Genomic DNA, 17,231 nt, shown 5'->3' with positions numbered 1-17,231 from the left:
CATCCCCATGAGCGTCATCTTCCACCCGCTTCGTGTCAGAGCCGTCGAGCCCGACACCGACGAAGCCGTCATCGTCTCCTTCGACGTCCCGACCGAGTTGCGCGAGGCCTTCGGCTTCACCCAGGGCCAGTACCTCACGCTGCGCAAGGACATCGAGGGGCAGGACCTGCGCCGCTCGTACTCGATCTGCGCCGGCGTCGACGACGGCGAGCTGCGCGTGGGCGTGCGCAAGGTCAAGGGCGGCACCTTCTCGAACTGGATCAACGAGAAGCTGCAGCCGGGCGACACCATCAACGTGATGGCGCCGCAGGGCCGCTTCTTCGTGCCGATCGAGCCGGCGGCGAAGCGCCAGCACGTGGGCATCGTCGGCGGCAGCGGCATCACGCCGATCCTGTCGATCATGAAGACCGTGCTGGCGCGCGAGCCGCAGTCGCGTTTCACGCTGATCTACGGCAACCGCAAGCTGCAGTCCACGATGTTCAAGGAAGAGCTCGAGGACCTCAAGAACCGCTACATGACGCGGCTGGTGCTGCACCACGTGTTCTCGGGCGAGCCCACCGACGCGCCGCTCCACATGGGCCGCATGGACCGCGCCAAGCTCGGCGAGTTCCTGTCCAGCGTGGTGCCGGCGGGCAGCATCGACCATGCCTACATCTGCGGCCCGTTCCAGATGAACGACGAGGCCGAGGCCGCGCTGCTGGCCGCCGGCGTGCCCGAGGAACGCATCCACATCGAGCGCTTCGGCGTCGCCGCGCCCGAGGGCGCGCCGGTCGGCGCGGTGATCCACGAGGCCAGGCCCGGCGATGCCGAGCTGGCGAAGATCGTCATCGTGCGCGACGGCCTGCAGCGCGAGATCGAGTTCCGCAAGGACCAGCCCAGCATCCTCGACTGCGCCTCCGCGGCCGGCATGGAGGTGCCTTTCTCGTGCACCTCGGGTGTCTGCGGCACCTGCCGCGCCAAGGTCCTGGAAGGCAAGGTCCGGATGGAGCGAAACTTCGCGCTCGACAAGAACGAGCTCGCGGCCGGCTTCGTGCTGACCTGCCAGGCCCACCCGCTGACCGAGCGCGTGGTGCTCTCGTTCGACGAACGCTAAGGCCATGAACCCCCCCCCGATGCACCTGCGGTGCCTCCCCCCTCAAGGGGGGCGATACCGGCGGCCTGGCAAAGCCAGTTCCGCGGTATTCCTGGCATTTGGCTGCGCCGATTTCATGCGTCGCGGGCCGCGCGGTCGCGTGGTGGAGCACTGACATGGCCCGCGGACGTTCTGCCGGATACGACGACCAACGCGACATGATCCTCGCGCATGCCGCGCTGCTGTTCGCGAACCGCGGCTACTCGGCCACCTCGATGAACCAGGTGGCCGAGGCCTGCGGTTTCTCGAAGGCGCTGCTCTATCACTACTACCGCGACAAGTACAGCCTGCTGGTCAGCATCGCGGAGAACCACGTGTCGCGCCTCGAGGACCTGGTGAGCGACGTCGAGCGGCAGGGCCTGGCGCCCGAGGCCCGCCTGCGCGAACTGATCCGCCGCTTCGTCGAGGAATACGCCGGCGCCAAGCATGCGCATCGCGTGCTGACCGAGGACGTCAAGTTCCTCGAGGAAGAGGATCGCCAGCGCGTGCTCGACACCCAGCGCACCGTGGTCGCCGGCTTCGCGCGCGTGGTGGCCGAGCTGCGGCCGGACCTGCAGCAGGGCGTGCTCGCCAAGCCGCTGACCATGCTGCTGTTCGGCATGATCAACTGGATGTTCATCTGGATGCGCCCCGACGGCGAGCTTGACTACGATTCGATGGCGCCGGTGGTGGCCGACCTGTTCCTCGGCGGCCTGCCGGCGGTGCAGCTGCCGTTGCGCGTGGTCTCGGTCGACGGCTGAAGCCCGGCCGTTCGCGCCAGTTTTCCCCCTTATCCTCAACCCCTCGAAAAACCGGAGACACCCGAATGAAACTTCTCAAACCCATCGCTTTCGCAGCGCTGCTGCTGGCCTCGGCGCTGGCCCAGGCCGACATCAACGTCGGCGTCACCGTGTCGGCCACCGGCCCGGCCGCGTCGCTCGGCATCCCCGAGAAGAACACGATCGCGCTGATGCCCAAGACCATCGGCGGCCAGAAGATCAACTACATCCTGCTCGATGACGCCAGCGACACCACGGCCGCGGTCAACAACACGCGCAAGCTGATCTCCGAGAACAAGGTCGACGTGATCCTCGGCTCGACCACCACGCCGAACTCGCTGGCGATGATCGACGTCGCCGCCGAAAGCCAGACGCCCATGATCTCGATGGCCGCCTCGGCGCGCATCATCGAGCCGATGGACGCCAAGAAGCGCTGGGTCTTCAAGACGCCGCAGAACGACATCATGATGTCGCTCGCGATCGCCGAGCACATGGCCGCCAGCGGCGTCAAGACGGTCGGCTTCGTCGGCTTCTCCGACGCCTACGGCGAAGGCTGGTTCCAGGAGTTCACCAAGGCCGCCGACCTGAAGAAGCTGAAGATCGTCGCCAACGAGCGCTATGCGCGCACCGACACCTCGGTCACGGGCCAGACGCTCAAGCTGATGTCGGCCAAGCCCGACGCGGTGCTGGTCGCCGGTTCCGGCACGCCGGCCGCACTGCCGCAGAAGAGCCTGAAGGAGCGCGGCTACACGGGCAAGATCTACCAGACCCACGGCGTCGCCAACGCCGACTTCCTGCGCGTGGGCGGCAAGGATGTCGAAGGCACGCTGCTGCCGGCCGGCCCGGTGCTGGTGGCCGACCAGTTGCCCGCGGGCAACCCGGTGAAGAAGTCGGCGCTGGCCTATGTGGCCGCCTACGAGGCCGCGAACGGCAAGGGCACGGTGTCGACCTTCGGCGCCCATGCCTGGGACACCGGCCTGCTGATGGCCGCCGCGGTGCCGGTCGCGCTCAAGAAGGCGCAGCCCGGCACGCCCGAGTTCCGTGCCGCGCTGCGCGATGCGCTGGAGCAGGTCAAGGAGTTGCCTGGTGCGCACGGCGTGTTCAACATGACGGCCAACGACCACCTGGGTCTCGATCAGCGCGCCCGCGTGATGGTGAAAATCGAAAACGGCGCCTGGAAGTACATCCCCCCAGCGAACTGAGCGCAGCAGCCGCTTGAAGGAGGCGCCGCGCGGCGCCTCCTGCTTTCCCTCCGATGAATGAAGGCCGTCGCACGGCCGATCCGGAATCAATATGGACTTGCAGATTGCCCTCTTGCTGGGGCAGGACGGCATCGTCAACGGCGCGGTCTACGGACTGATGGCCTTGGCCCTGGTGCTGGTGTTTTCCGTCACGCGGGTGATCTTCATCCCGCAGGGCGAACTCGTCGCGTTCGGCGCGCTGTCGATGGCGGCATTGACCGCCGGGCGCGTGCCGGCCACGCTGTGGCTGCTGGTCGCCCTGGCGGCGATGACGCTGGTGGTCGAGGCCTGGCGCTGGCAGCGCGGCGCCACGGTCGAGTGGAAGTCCACGCTGGTCTGGACGCTGTTCTTCCCCGCGCTGGCCGCCGGCCTGGTGCTGGGCCTGCGCCCGAGCTCGCTCGCGCTGCAGGCGGTCACGACGCTCTTTCTCATCACGCCGCTCGGCCCGCTGCTGTACCGGCTGACCTACCGCCCGCTGGCGCACGCGAGCGTGCTGATCCTGCTGATCGTCTCGGTGGCGCTGCATGGCGTGCTGGTCGGCCTCGGCCTTCTCTTCTTCGGCGCCGAAGGCTCGCGCACGCCGGCCTTCTCGGAAGCGCGCTTCGACCTCGGCGGCGTGCCGGTCAGCGGCCAGTCGCTGGTGGTGGTGGGCGTCGCTTTCGTGCTGGTGGTCCTGATGTTCCTGTTCTTCGAACGCTCCATCGTCGGCAAGGCGCTGCGCGCCACCGCGATGAACCGGGTCGGCGCGCGGTTGATGGGCATTCCGACCGACCTGTCGGGCGACCTGAGCTTCGCGCTCGCGGCGCTGATCGGCGCGGTCTCGGGTCTGCTGATCGCGCCGCTGACCACCGTGTATTACGACACCGGCTTCCTGATCGGCCTCAAGGGCTTCGTCGCCGCGATCGTCGGCGGGCTCGCCAGCTACCCGATCGCGCTGGTCGGCGCACTGCTGGTGGGCCAGCTCGAGGCCTTCTCCTCGTTCTGGGCCAGCGCCTTCAAGGAAGTGCTGGTGTTCACCTTGATCATTCCTGTGCTGTGGTGGCGGTCGCTGCGCAGCCGTCATGTGGAGGATGAAGAATGACCCGGCGTCATCTCACCCTTCTGTGCATTGCCGCGCTGGCGCTCAGCTGGCCCTGGCTGCCCGAGTTCACGGTCACGCTGTTCAGCTACATCGCGCTCTATTCCCTGGTCGCGGCCGGCCTCGTGATGCTCACCGGCGTCGGCGGCATGACCTCTTTCGGCCAGGCGGCCTTCGTCGCCGTCGGCGCCTATGCGACCGCCTGGGTCTGCACCTCGCCGGCCGCCACCGCGGCGCTCTCGGGCGTGGTCGCGCCGGGGCTGCTGCCCTGGATCGGCCTGCTGTTCGGGCTGGTGCTGACTTTCGCCGTGGCCTGGGGCCTGGGCGCGATCACGCTGAAGCTCTCGGGCCACTACCTGCCCTTGTGCACCATCGCCTGGGGCCTGAGCCTCTACTTCCTGTTCGGGAACCTGGAGTTCCTCGGCGGCCAGACCGGCATCACCGGCGTGCCGGCGCTCACCATCGGCGGCCTCTCGCTGGCGTCGCCGCGCGCGCTGGGGCCCCTGATCTGGGCCGTGCTGCTGCTCGCTCTCTGGGCGCTGCACAACCTGCTCGACTCGCGCGAGGGCCGAGCCGTCCGCGCGCTCAAGTCGGGCCGCGTGATGGCCGAGTCGATGGGCGTCGACACGGCGCGCTACCGGGTCAAGGTGTTCGTGCTCGCCGCATTGCTGGCGGCCCTGTCGGGCTGGCTCTACGCGCACATGCAGCGCTTCGTGAACCCGACGCCCTTCAACATCAACATCGGCATCGAGTACCTGTTCATGGCGGTGGTCGGTGGATCGGGCCACCTGTGGGGCGCGGTGCTCGGCGCCACGCTGATCACGCTGGTCAAGGAGCAGCTGCAGGACATCCTGCCCAAGCTCCTGGGCGCCAGCGGCAACTTCGAGGTGATCGTGTTCGGCCTCCTGATGCTGTTCGTGCTGCAGCGCTTCGCCGAGGGGCTGTGGCCGACGCTGGCGCGCGTCACGGGGCGCTTCCTGAAACCGGAACCGGTGAAGCCGGCCAAAACGCTGGCGACGCTCGCGAGCCGATCGCTGCCGCCCGCCGGCGAGCTGCTGCTCGAGGCCGACCGGGTGACCAAGCGCTTCGGCGGCCTGGTCGCCAACAACGCGGTCGCGATGACGCTCAAGGCCGGCGAGGTGCATGCGCTGATCGGCCCGAACGGCGCCGGCAAGAGCACCTTCTTCAACATGATCTCGGGCGTCGACGACCCGACCGAGGGCGAGGTCCGCCTGCTGGGCGTGGCCATGACCGGCAAGCCCTCGCGCGACTTCGCGGCCCGCGGCCTGGGGCGCACCTTCCAGCACGTGCGGCTGCTCGGCACGCGCAGCGTGCTCGAGAACGTGGCGCTGGGCGCGCACCGGCGCGGGCAGCGCGGCTGGATCGCTTCCATGCTGCGGCTGGACCGTGCCGAGGAGGCCGCGCTGCTGGCCGAGGCGCGGCGGCAGATCGAACGCTGCGGACTCGGCGCACATGCCGATGCGCCGGCCGCTTCGCTGGCACTGGGCCAGCAGCGCGTGGTCGAGATCGCGCGCGCGCTGGCGGGCCAGCCGGCCGCGCTGCTGCTCGACGAGCCGGCCGCCGGCCTGCGCCACCTGGAGAAGCAGGCGCTGGCCGATCTGCTCGCGCAGCTGCGCGCCGAGGGCCTGGGCATCCTGGTGGTCGAGCACGACATGGAGTTCGTCATGAACCTGGCCGACCGCATCACGGTGCTGGAGTTCGGCGCCGTCATCGCCGAGGGCACGCCGGCCCAGGTGCAATCCAACCCCCGTGTGCTGGACGCCTACCTGGGCGGCAGCGACGACGAACCGATCGCGGTGGCCGCATGAAGAATCCACTTTTCGAATTGCAGGACTTCAGCGTCGCCTACGGCGCGGTCGAGGCGGTGCACCGCGTCGCGTTGCGCGTCGACGAGGGCGAGATCGTCACCGTCATCGGTCCCAACGGCGCCGGCAAGACCACGCTGCTGTGCGCCGCGATGGGCCTGCTGCCCTCCAGCGGCAGCCTGACCCTCGCGGGCGAGCGCATCGCCAGGCCCAGCGTCGAGGCCATGGTCGCGCGCGGCGTGGCGCTGGTGCCCGAGCGGCGCGAACTGTTCGGCGAGATGTCGGTCGAGGACAACCTGCTGCTCGGCGGCTTCTACCGCTGGCGCACCGGCCGCCGCGACCAGAAGGAGCGCATGGACGAAGTCTTCGCGATCTTCCCGCGCCTGAAGGAGCGTCGCGCGCAGCTCGCCAGCACGCTGTCGGGCGGCGAGCGCCAGATGCTGGCCATCGGCCGCGCACTGATGGCGCGGCCGCGCCTGCTGATGCTCGACGAGCCCTCGCTCGGCCTGGCGCCGCTGATCGTGCGCGAGGTGCTGCACGTGGTGTCCTCGCTGCGCGCGCACGGCGTCTCGGTGCTGCTGGTGGAGCAGAACGCGCGCGCCGCGCTGCAGGTCGCCGACCGCGGCTACGTGCTGGAAACCGGCGCGGTCGCGCTCACCGGTCCGGCGCAGGATCTGCTGCACGACCGCCGGATCATCGACACCTACCTCGGCCTCGGCAACAAGAGCGCCGCGGTCGCCGTGACCGTCTAACCCCAACTTCCGGGAGAACCCCATGACCCAGATCCTTCAGAGCTTCATCGGCGGCCGCTGGCTCGGCGCGCAGGGCGCGCAAGTGCTGCGCAGCGCCGTCAACGGCCGGCCCGTGGCGAGCACCCACGCCGAGTCCATCGACTTCGGCGAGGCGCTGAACCACGCCCGCACGGTCGGCCTGCCGAACCTGCTGGCGATGGATTTCCAGCAGCGCGCGCAGCGCCTGCGCGCCATCGCCAAGTACCTCGCCGAGCACAAGGAAGAGCTCTACGCGATCTCGGCCCACACCGGCGCCACGCGCGCCGACAGCTGGGTCGACATCGAGGGCGGCGCCGGCACGCTGGCGGCCTACGCCGGCATCGGCGGCAACGAGCTGCCCTCGGGCAACCTGGTGCACGAAGGCCCGGCGATGCCGCTGGGCAAGAAGGGCGGCTTCGCGGGCACCCACATCCTGGTGCCGCGCCGCGGTGTCGCGGTGCACATCAACGCCTTCAACTTCCCGGTCTGGGGCCTGCTCGAGAAATGGGCGCCGAGCTTCCTTGCGGGCATGCCCTGCATCGGCAAGCCGGCCACCTCGACCAGCTACCTGACCGAAGCGCTGGTGCGCCTCATGCACCGCTCGGGCCTGCTGCCCGAAGGCAGCCTGCAGCTGGTGATCGGCAGCACCGGCGACCTGCTCGACCGGCTCGACGGCCTGGACGTCGTGACCTTCACCGGCTCGGCCGACACCGCCGCCAAGCTGCGCGTGCACCCGAACATCGTGCGCCAGTCGATTCCGTTCAATGCCGAGGCCGACTCGCTGAACTGCGCCATCCTGGCGCCCGACGTCACGCCCGACGACGAGGAGTTCGATCTCTTCGTCAAGGAAGTGGCGCGCGAGATGACGGTCAAGTCGGGCCAGAAGTGCACCGCGATCCGGCGCGCCATCGTGCCGCGCCAGCACCTCGATGCGGTGGCCGAGAAGCTGCGCGCGCGGCTCGCCAAGACCGTGGTCGGCGACCCGGCGCGCGAGGACGTGCGCATGGGCGCGCTGGCCTCGCATGCGCAGCAGGCCGACGTGGCCGAGCGTGTGCGTCTGCTGATGCAGGGCGCCGAGCTGGTCTACGGCGAGCGCGACGGCTTCGCGCCGCAGGGCGAGGGCGTGGCCGAAGGCGCCTTCTTCGCACCGACCCTGCTGCTCGCCCGCGACCCGCTCGGCAATGACGCGGTGCACGACATCGAGGCCTTCGGCCCGGTCAGCACGCTGATGGCCTACGACGGCCTCGACGAAGCGCTGGCGCTGGCCGCGCGCGGCCGCGGCAGTCTCGTGGGCACCCTGGTCACGAAGGACCCGGCGACCGCTGCCAGGGTCATTCCGGTCGCCGCCGCGCATCATGGCCGCATGCTGGTGCTGGACCGCGAGGCCGCAGCCGAATCGACCGGCCATGGCTCGCCGCTGCCCTTCCTCAAGCATGGCGGCCCGGGCCGCGCGGGCGGCGGCGAGGAGCTCGGCGGCCTGCGTGCCGTCAAGCACTACCTGCAGCGCGCGGCGCTGCAGGGCTCGCCGAGCATGATCGCGGCGGTCACGGGCGAGTACATGCGCGGCGCCAAGCTCAACGAGTCCGAGCTGCACCCGTTCCGCAAGCACTTCGAGGACCTGGCCATCGGCGACTCGCTGCTGACGCACCGCCGCACCGTCGGCGAGGCCGACATCGTGGCTTTCGGCGGCATCTCGGGCGACTACTTCTACATGCACTTCGACGAGATCGCGGCCAAGGAAAGCCCGTTCGGCAAGCGCATCGCGCACGGCTACTTCGTGCTGTCGGCGGCGGCCGGGCTGTTCGTCTCGCCGGCCCCGGGCCCGGTGCTCGCCAACTACGGCCTCGACACGCTGCGCTTCGTCAAGCCGGTGGGCATCGGCGACACGATCCGCGCCCGGCTCACCTGCAAGCGCAAGATCGACCGCCAGAAGAAGGACGCCAACGGCGTCGGCCAGGGCGTCGTCGCCTGGGACGTCGAGGTGACGAACCAGGATGGCGAGCTGGTCGCGAGCTACGACATCTTGACGCTGGTCGCAAAGAAGGCCTGACCCCCGGGGCCCCACTCGGGGCGCGTTCCTACAGGCGAGCCCGGCGATGCACACTAACGTGCCAGCCTGGAGGACCCCATGCCCGCAGCCCCCCGAGCGCGCGAAGCCCTGGCGCCGTACCACGGCAAGCGCGATTTCAAGAAGACGCCCGAACCTCGCGCCGGCGGCGAGCCGGCCCAGGGCGTGCTGTCCTTCGTCGTGCAGAAGCACCACGCGAGCCACCTGCACTACGACTTCCGGCTCGAACTCGACGGCACGCTGAAGAGCTGGGCGGTGCCCAAGGGCCCCTGCCTGGACCCCACGGTCAAGCGCATGGCGGTGCAGGTGGAGGACCACCCGATCGCCTATGGCGGCTTCGAAGGCACCATTCCACCGAAGCAGTATGGCGCCGGCACCGTGATCGTCTGGGACCGCGGCGAGTGGTCGCCCGAGGGCGATCCGCGCCAGGCGCTGGCGGAGGGCCAGCTCAAGTTCTCCCTGCGCGGCGGCAAGCTGCGCGGCCGCTGGGCCCTGGTGCGCATGCGCGGCGAGGGCGAGAAGCAGACGCCCTGGCTGCTGATCAAGGAAAGGGACGCCGAGGCGCGTCCGCTCGCGGTCTACGACGTGGTCGAGGCCGAGCCCGACAGCGTGCTGAGCGGCCGCGGCGTCGACGACCCGGCCCCGCGCGCGGCCCCTGCCGCGGCGAAGAGACCCGCGAAGCACGCGGGCCGCAAGGCCGCCTTGCCCGCAGCGCTCGCACCGCAACTCGCGACCCTGGCCTCCGCGCCGCCCGCCACGCCCGGAGACTGGCTCTACGAACTCAAGTTCGACGGCTACCGTCTCCTGGCCCGCATCGATGGCGGCAAGGTGCAGTGCATCACGCGCAACGGCCATGACTGGACCGCGAAGCTGCCGACGCTGGCGAAGGCGCTGGCGAAGCTGAAGACCGCATCGGCCTGGCTCGACGGCGAGATCGTGGTCGCCGGCGACCACGGTGCGCCCGACTTCCAGGCGCTGCAGAACGCCTTCGACAGCGGTGCCACATCCGACATCGTCTACTGGCTGTTCGACGCGCCCTTCCTCGATGGCCTGGACCTGCGCGCACTGCCGGTGGAGGAGCGGCGGGCGCGGCTCGCGCGCCTGCTGGGCGACGCGCCGCCGGCGCCGCTGCGCTACAGCGAGGCCTTCGAGGCGGCGCCGCGCGACCTGCTCGCGTCGTCGGCCAAGCTGGGCTTCGAGGGCATCGTCGGCAAGCGCAAGGGGTCGGGCTACGTCTCGCGCCGCTCGCCCGACTGGATCAAGCTCAAGCATCAGCACCGGCAGGAGTTCGTGATCGGCGGCTACACCGCGCCGAAGGGCTCGCGCTCGGGCTTCGGTTCGCTGCTGCTCGGCGTGCACGACGACGAGGGGCAGTTGGTCTATTGCGGCAACGTGGGCACGGGCTTCGACGAAAGGCGGCTCGCCGACATCAAGGCCCGGCTCGACAAGCAGGCCAGCGACCAGTGTCCGTTCGGCGAGAAGCCGGCCGGCGTCAAGGCGCAATGGGTCAGGCCGGCGCTGGTCTGCGAGGTGTCCTTCGGCGAGTGGACCCGCGAGGGCCGGATCCGCCACTCGGTGTTCCAGGGCCTGCGCAGCGACAAGCCGGCGGCGCAGATCCGGCGCGAGCGCGCCGAGCCGACCGACGCGGCACCGGCGGGCGCCGGCGCCCGGAAAGGAGCAAGGCGTTCCATGGACCTGCGCATCACCCACGCCGAGCGCGTGATCGACAAGAAGAGCGGCATCACCAAGGGCGAGCTGGTCGCCTTCTACGACCAGGTGGCCGAAGTGATGCTGCCGCACCTCAAGGGCCGGCCGGTGTCGCTGGTGCGGGCGCCCGAGGGCATCGGCGGCGAGCTGTTCTTCCAGAAGCATGCGCAGCACAGCGAGATGCCGGGCGTGAAGCTGCTCGACCCCGCGCTCGACCGCGACCACGAACCGCTGCTGCAGATCGACAGCGCGCGCGGGCTGCTGTCGGCGGCGCAGATGAACGTGATCGAACTCCACACCTGGAACGCGACCTCGAAGGCCATCGACACGCCCGACCGCATGACCTTCGACCTCGACCCGGGCGAGGGCGTGCCGTGGGCGCGGATGCAGGAAGCCGCGCTGCTGGTTCAGGTGCTGCTCACCGAGCTGGGTCTGCCGGCTTTCCTGAAGACCAGCGGCGGCAAGGGCCTGCATGTGCTGGTGCCGATCCGGCGCGACCACGGCTGGGATGCGGTCAAGGGCTTCTCGCAGGCGGTGGTGCAGCACCTCGCGGCCACCATCCCCGAGCGCTTCGTCGCCAAGAGCGGGCCGCGCAATCGGGTCGGCAAGATCTTCGTCGACTACCTGCGCAACGGCTTCGGCGCCACCACCGTCAGTGCCTGGTCGGCGCGTTCACGGCCGGGGCTCGGCGTGTCGGTTCCGCTCGATTGGGACGAGCTGCCCGAGCTCGCGAGCGCCGCGCAGTGGACCGTGCGGAACATCGCGCACCGCCTTCCCACCGGCAACCGGCCCTGGGCCGGGATGGAGAAGAGCCGCAAGGCCCTCGGTGCGGCGATGAAGACGCTGGGCTACACGCCGCCGTGAGCGACTGGTGGCGTTCCTACAGTTCGCCGCACAGATCCTGCCGCAGCCAGTGCTGGCAGTCGGGCTCGCCGAGCCCCGCCGCCAGCAGGGCATGGAGCTTGCCGAGCGCGGCCTCCGAAGTCATGGCGCCGCCATCGATCACACCGGCCTCGCGCAGGCGCTGGCCGGCCTCGTAGGTGTCGATCTGCACGCGCCCCTCGGGACACTGGCTGACGGCGACCAGCACCATGCCGGCATCGCGCGCGCGCCGCAGTGCGGCGACGAATGCCGGGTGGCCGGTGGGCGCGGTGCCGCTGCCGTAGCAGGCCAGCACGCAGCCGGCGACGCCCGCCAGGCGCAGCGCATCCAGTGTTTCCGGCGCGAAGCCGGGGTGCAGCGCGAGCAGGGCGACACGGCGTGGCGCCCAGCGCAGGCGAAGGCGCCATGGGGCGGCGGCGGTGACGCGCGGGGTGCCCGCCTGCACATCGGGGCGCGCGCGTTCGGCGAAGGCGTCGAGGCCGTCGCTGCGCCACTTGGTGCAACGCACCGCGCTCAAGCTGCGGCCGGCGAAGTGCAGCCGCACGCCCTTTGCGCCGGGCTCGCGCAAGGCGGCCACGGCGCCCTGCACATTGGGCCAGGCATCGCTGCCGGGCTCGGTGGCGGGATGCATGCTGCCTGTCAGCACCACCGGCACGGCCAGCCCGTGCAGCAGGAAGGCGAGCGCGGCGCCGCTGTAGGCCATGGTGTCGGTGCCGTGCAGCACCACGACGCCGTCGCAGCCGGCGTCGGCGTGCGCGAGGACGGCTTCGGCCATCGCATGCCAGGTCGCGGGGCCGGCATTCGCGCTGTCGATGGGCGGCCTCAGTGCGGTGATGCGCCACTGCGGATGGTCGCCATGCATCGCCTGCAGGGTCGCGTGCAGCGTTCGAACGAGGTCGTCCGAGGGTGCGAGGTGCCCCCCGCGCGACTGCATGCCGATGGTGCCGCCGGTGTACAGCACGCCGATCAGCGGCGCCGCCGCGCTCATTGGAGCACCTTCGTGCTTCGCACTGCGGTGCGAGCTTGCTTGGGGCGGCCCGGCGCGGCGCTCATGGCGCAGCGTGCACGCCGGTGCGATCGAGCAAGGCTTCCGCCATCAGCTGGGTGACGTCGACGAGTCGCTTCTCGCTCGGCAAGTCGGCGATCAGCGGCAGTTCGGTGCAGGCCAGCAGGACGGTGGGCGATTCGATGCCGGACAGCAGCGCCGCGAAGCGTTCGCGCAGGCCCGGATGGGCGGCGCCGCGCCACTTGATGTCGTAGATCAACTGGTGCAGCGCCGCAGTGGCGTCATCGCCCAGCCGCTCGAAATCGACGCGGTCGCGCAGCGCGCGGTAGGGCGACCAGGCGCCGAGTTCGGCCACCGGCCGCGCGCCGAGCAGGCACACGCGGGCCGCGCCGCTGCGTGCCAGGTAGGCCGCCACGACGTCGGTGAACGAGATCAGTTGCGCGTGCAGCCCCAGCGCTTGCAAGCGGCCGGCAAACAGGTTGAGGGTGTTGCAGGCGATCGCGTAGACGGCCGCGCGGCCGTCGAGCGCCCGGGCATCGGCCTCCAGGGCGGCCCAGACGCGCGCCTCGGTGCGCTCGAGTTCCATCGACAGGCCCAGCTCGGGGTCCGACACGATGTGGACCGAAGGCGCGTCGACGTCGCCCCGGAAGGCCACGCCCAGGCGCCGGCGGTTTTCATGCAGCAGCTTGGTCCACAGGTCGATGCCGGCCTCGGGGCCCGAGCCGGTGAGGATGCCGATGGCCGGACGGGCGCGGTAGTCGGCGAGCGAGATGTCGGTGGCGGTCGCGGAGGGGTCGAAAGCGCGGGAAGCGGTCATGCGAAACAAGGGACGGAGGTGAACGAGGCCAGATCCGGGGCGTGGTGTCCCGGCCCTGGAATTCTCGAAGTCCGCCCGCTTCCGGGCAATTTCGCGACCGACCCGCTTTCGACGCGAGTTGCTTGCGCCCTTGTCGCGATCTGGCGCGCGTCAGGTGATCTGGAACAGCCCTTGGTCCATCTTCACGCGCTGCAACTGCTCGCGGATGTCGGCGCCGATGCCAGGATCGTCGGCGGCGAACAGGCCGAGCTGCCGATAGCAGCTCACGCGGCGGATCTCGGGTCCGAGGTAGTCCCACACCACGCGCGTGCAGCAGGCGACGCGCTGGTCGTTCGACGACACGCCCAGCTTCAGCCCATTGAGCCGCGTCACGCGATTCTTGAAGCTGGGCGTGAGCACCGTCTGCGAGATTTCGTTGGAGGTGAGCGACTCGTAGTCGACCAGGAACAGCTTGCCCTGGAGATGGAAGGCGGTGCCGAGGTAGCGACAGCGCACGTGCTCGGCCGGGGCGTCGGGCCGCTGCAGCCGTTCGGTTCGCTCGTAGCTGAAATGGCCGGCCTCTTCATGCAGGTGCACCAGCGAACGCAGGATGTGGCCGGGCGAGGACATCGAGTGGTAGTACTCGAAGTAGTAGCCGATGTGGCCGGCCAGCCGCGACGAAGACGACTGCGATCGCAGGTGCTCGAGGTGCGTGTAGGCCGGCGGGGCGGCCGCGCGCGCCGCACCGCCATCGCCCCTGCGCACGCCGATCAGTTGCGCGAAGGCCTGCGGCGGCTGCGCGATCTCGGCCTCGTCGACGCCGAAGAAGTCGCAGATGCGCTTGAGGTTGTGCGCCGTCGGCACCGACTGGCCGCCCAGGTACTTGTTGAACTGCGCGCGGTTGATCTCCACCCGCCGGCACACCTCGGCGATCGAGCGGTAGTGGCTGCACAGCAGCTTGAGATTGCCGGGGAAGTGTTCGTTCATGGCCGGCGAGCGTATCAGGTCGAGTGATGCGAAGTGACGCGACGGCGGCGTCGGTTCGCGCCATTTTTCAGGCATTCGCTCAATTGCGGCGGCGCGGGCCTGCTTTGACAATTCCCGCACACTTCGCAGCTTCAGGCCCACCGGGCCCACCCCCTCATGAGCTCCTCCGTCCCGCTCCAGACTTCGCCCCAGTCACCGCCGGCTGCTGCCGGATCCGATGCGGCGCAGCGTCTGTTCCGCCGCCTCGACTGGCGCATGCTGCCGCTGCTGATGGTCTGCTACATGGTGGCCTACATCGACCGCGTGAATCTGGGCTACGCGCAGCTGCAGATGAAGCAGACACTGCCCTTCGGCGACGAGGTCTACGGTCTGGGGGCCGGCATCTTCTTCATCGGCTATTTCCTGTTCGAGGTGCCGAGCAGCATGCTGCTGAAGCGCATCGGCGCGCGCGCCACCCTGCTTCGCATCATGTTCTGCTGGGGACTGGTCGCTGCCGCGACGATGTTCGTGCAGACCCCCACCCAGTTCTATGTGCTGCGCTTCCTGCTCGGCGTCTTCGAGGCTGGCTTTCTGCCCGGCGTCGTCTACTACCTGACGCAGTGGTACCCGTCCGCGCGGCGCGGGCAGGTGGTGGCGATCTTCATGTCGGCCGCCGTCGCCGCGGGCGTGGTCGCCGGGCCGCTGTCGGGCTTCATCATGAAGCACTTCGATGGCATGAACGGCTGGTCGGGTTGGCAGTGGCTGTTCCTGCTGCAGGGCCTGCCCGCCTCGGTGCTGGGCGTGATCGCGTGGTTCTGGCTGCAGGACCGGCCCGACGAGGCCCATTGGCTGTCGGCCGACGAGAAGGCGCTGCTGCGCGAGCGGCTCGCGAGCGACCCCGCAGCGGTGCAGGGCGGCCATGGCAACCTGCGGGCGCTGCTGAAGGATCCGCGCGTCTATGCGCTGGCGCTGGTCGACTTCCTGCTGATCGGGGCCAACTACGCGCTGGTGTTCTGGATGCCCACCCTCATCAGGGGCTGGGGCGTGACCGACCTGGTGCAGATCGGCCTCTATGCGGCGATCCCGCAGGCGCTCGGCGTGGTCGGGATGATCCTCATCGGCCGCAGTTCCGACCGCCGCAAGGAGCGGCGCTGGCACTACGCGGCGTCGAGCTTCCTCGCCGCCTTCGGCCTCTGGATCACGATCCAGTCGCAGAGCCAGCTGGCGCTCTCGATGCTCGGGCTGTGCATCGCCGTGATCGGGCTCGCGGCGGCCACGCCGCTGTTCATCACGGTCGTGACCGAGTACCTCGCGAAGCCGGTGGCGGCCACCGGCATCGCGTTCATCAACAGCCTCGCGATCCTTGGCGGCGCGGTGAGTCCGCCGATCATCGGCCTCATCAATGCCCGCGCCGGCAGCCCGGTGCCGGCGATCTACTTCGTGCTGACCCTGTATGTGCTCTCGGGCCTGCTGATGCTGGCCGTGCTGCGCCGAAAGCGCTGAAACCGATGACCGATCCCAACTTGTCCGATTCCGCTTCGTTCGATCTGCTGGTGCGTGGCGGCACCGTGATCGACGGTACGCGCGCGCCGCGCTTTCGCGCCGATGTCGGCGTGCGCGACGGCCGCATCGCCGCCGTCGGCGAGCTCTGGTCGGCACGGGCTGCGCAGGTGATCGAAGCCGCCGGGCGCATCGTCGCGCCCGGCTTCATCGATGCCCACACGCACGACGACCAGGCGCTGCTGCTGCAGCCAGGCATGCAGTTCAAGGCCTCGCAGGGCGTGACCACGGTCATCACCGGCAACTGCGGGATGAGCGCGGCGCCGCTGCGCGCGGGCGTCGACCTGCCGATGCCGATGGGCCTGATGGACGGCGCCGACGGCTTGCGCTTCGCCCGCTTCGGCGACTACCTCGACGCGCTGCGCGCCGATCCGCCGGCGCTCAATGCCGCGGCCTTCGTCGGCCACACCAACCTGCGCGTGTGGGCCATGAACGACCTCGGCCGCAGCGCCGACGAAGCCGAGATCGACACCATGCGCGGCCTGTTGCGCGAGGCGCTGGAGGCCGGCGCGCTGGGCTTGTCGACCGGCACCTTCTACCCTCCCGCCACGCATGCGTCGACCCGCGAGATCGTTGCGGTCGGGCGCGACCTGGCCGCCTTCGATGCGCGCTTCGCGACCCACATGCGCGACGAGTCCGGCCAGGTGATGGAATCGCTGGATGAGACTTTCGCGATCGGCCGCGCGCTCGGCGTGCCCGTGGTGATCTCGCATCACAAGGTGCAGGGCCGCGCCAATTTCGGCCGCACGGCCCAGACCTTGCCGCGCATCCGCGAGGCCATGCGTCACCAGTGCGTCGCGCTCGACTGCTACCCCTACGACGCCGGCTCCACCATGATCCGCACCGACAGAGGCATGCTCGACGGCCGGGTGCTGATCGCCTCGAGCACGCCGCACCCCGAGTGCGCGGGGCGCGACCTCGACGACATCGCGAAGGAATGGGGCGTGCCGCGGGAAGAGGCCGCGCGCCGCCTGCAGCCCGGCAGCGCGATCACCTTTCTGATGGACGAGGACGACGTGCAGCGCGTCATGGCCTTCGACGAGACCATGATCGGCTCCGACGGCCTGCCCACCGGCACGAGTCCGCATCCGCGGCTGTGGGGAACCTTCCCGCGCGTTCTGGGCCACTACGCCCGCGACGTCGGCCTGTTCCCGCTGGAGACGGCCGTCTGGAAGATGACGGGCCTGACGGCGCGCAACTTCGGCCTTTCGGAGCGCGGCACGCTGGCCGTCGGGCAGCATGCGGACATCGTCGTCTTCGACGCCGCGACGGTGCGCGACGCCGCCACCTACGCAGACCCCGAACAGGCGGCCGAAGGCATCGACTGCGTGATCGTCAACGGCGTGCCGACCTGGGCTGCGGGCGGGTCGACCGGGGCGCGGGCGGGACAGGTGCTGACGCGCGGGCCGATGGGCGGGCGGGAGCGCGCTGGCTGAAGCAG

13 protein-coding genes are annotated in these 17,231 nt (G+C 70.0%); 10 read left to right on the top strand and 3 right to left on the bottom strand.

Annotated features, from left to right (window positions below; genetic code table 11):
* Nucleotides 1-7: 7 nt before the first annotated feature.
* The 8 genes from paaE (at nt 8) to ligD (ending at nt 11,444) form a co-directional block, all read left to right on the top strand.
* Entirely contained in the window at nt 8-1,093 is a 1,086-nt protein-coding gene (paaE, locus tag AB4Z46_RS24935) for a 1,2-phenylacetyl-CoA epoxidase subunit PaaE (protein ID WP_442286232.1), read from the top strand.
* Nucleotides 1,094-1,248: 155 nt separating this feature from the next.
* Nucleotides 1,249-1,872 carry a TetR/AcrR family transcriptional regulator gene (locus AB4Z46_RS24930; protein ID WP_442286231.1) on the top strand — a complete coding sequence of 208 codons (624 nt, stop codon included), beginning with the start codon at nt 1,249-1,251 and terminating at the stop codon, nt 1,870-1,872.
* A gap of 65 nt (nt 1,873-1,937) precedes the next feature.
* Nucleotides 1,938-3,092 carry an ABC transporter substrate-binding protein gene (locus AB4Z46_RS24925; RefSeq protein ID WP_442286230.1) on the top strand — a complete coding sequence of 385 codons (1,155 nt, stop codon included), beginning with the start codon at nt 1,938-1,940 and terminating at the stop codon, nt 3,090-3,092.
* Between the two features lie 91 nt (nt 3,093-3,183).
* Nucleotides 3,184-4,212, top strand: coding sequence for a branched-chain amino acid ABC transporter permease (locus AB4Z46_RS24920; protein ID WP_442286229.1), 1,029 nt, complete (start codon nt 3,184-3,186; stop codon nt 4,210-4,212).
* On the top strand, nt 4,209-6,038 hold the full coding sequence (locus AB4Z46_RS24915) for a branched-chain amino acid ABC transporter ATP-binding protein/permease (RefSeq protein WP_442286228.1): 1,830 nt from the start codon (nt 4,209-4,211) through the stop codon (nt 6,036-6,038). Before AB4Z46_RS24920 ends, AB4Z46_RS24915 begins: the two co-directional genes overlap by 4 nt.
* Complete coding sequence (locus tag AB4Z46_RS24910) at nt 6,035-6,787, top strand: ABC transporter ATP-binding protein (protein WP_442286227.1); 753 nt, start codon at nt 6,035-6,037, stop codon at nt 6,785-6,787. The genes AB4Z46_RS24915 and AB4Z46_RS24910 overlap by 4 nt, the downstream gene beginning before the upstream one ends.
* A gap of 22 nt (nt 6,788-6,809) precedes the next feature.
* Nucleotides 6,810-8,855, top strand: coding sequence for a phenylacetic acid degradation bifunctional protein PaaZ (paaZ, locus tag AB4Z46_RS24905; RefSeq protein WP_442286226.1), 2,046 nt, complete (start codon nt 6,810-6,812; stop codon nt 8,853-8,855).
* Between the two features lie 78 nt (nt 8,856-8,933).
* Nucleotides 8,934-11,444, top strand: a complete 2,511-nt coding sequence (gene ligD / locus AB4Z46_RS24900) for a DNA ligase D (RefSeq protein WP_442286225.1) — start codon at nt 8,934-8,936, stop codon at nt 11,442-11,444.
* Nucleotides 11,445-11,460: 16 nt separating this feature from the next.
* Here ligD and AB4Z46_RS24895 read toward each other — a convergent pair whose 3' ends face one another.
* From AB4Z46_RS24895 to AB4Z46_RS24885, 3 genes are all read right to left on the bottom strand, one after another.
* A complete protein-coding gene (locus AB4Z46_RS24895; RefSeq protein ID WP_442286224.1) occupies nt 11,461-12,450 on the bottom strand; it encodes an asparaginase in 990 nt (329 codons plus the stop codon).
* Nucleotides 12,451-12,511: 61 nt separating this feature from the next.
* Nucleotides 12,512-13,285, bottom strand: a complete 774-nt coding sequence (locus AB4Z46_RS24890; protein WP_442286223.1) for an aspartate/glutamate racemase family protein — start codon at nt 13,283-13,285, stop codon at nt 12,512-12,514.
* A gap of 150 nt (nt 13,286-13,435) precedes the next feature.
* The gene (locus AB4Z46_RS24885) at nt 13,436-14,251 is read right to left on the bottom strand and encodes a helix-turn-helix domain-containing protein (protein WP_442286222.1); all 816 of its coding nucleotides are present in this window, start codon (nt 14,249-14,251) and stop codon (nt 13,436-13,438) included.
* A gap of 156 nt (nt 14,252-14,407) precedes the next feature.
* Between AB4Z46_RS24885 and AB4Z46_RS24880 the strand changes: the two genes are divergently transcribed.
* Both AB4Z46_RS24880 and AB4Z46_RS24875 read left to right on the top strand, forming a co-directional pair.
* Nucleotides 14,408-15,733 carry an MFS transporter gene (locus AB4Z46_RS24880; RefSeq protein ID WP_442286221.1) on the top strand — a complete coding sequence of 442 codons (1,326 nt, stop codon included), beginning with the start codon at nt 14,408-14,410 and terminating at the stop codon, nt 15,731-15,733.
* Between the two features lie 5 nt (nt 15,734-15,738).
* The gene (locus AB4Z46_RS24875) at nt 15,739-17,226 is read left to right on the top strand and encodes an N-acyl-D-amino-acid deacylase family protein (protein ID WP_442286220.1); all 1,488 of its coding nucleotides are present in this window, start codon (nt 15,739-15,741) and stop codon (nt 17,224-17,226) included.
* Nucleotides 17,227-17,231: the final 5 nt, after the last annotated feature.

The sequence above is a fragment of the Variovorax sp. M-6 genome (genome assembly GCF_052114385.1).
Lineage (GTDB): Bacteria > Pseudomonadota > Gammaproteobacteria > Burkholderiales > Burkholderiaceae_C > Variovorax.
The sequence above is the reverse complement of the archived record's forward strand: the minus strand, read 5'-3'. Positions and strand labels throughout refer to the sequence as shown.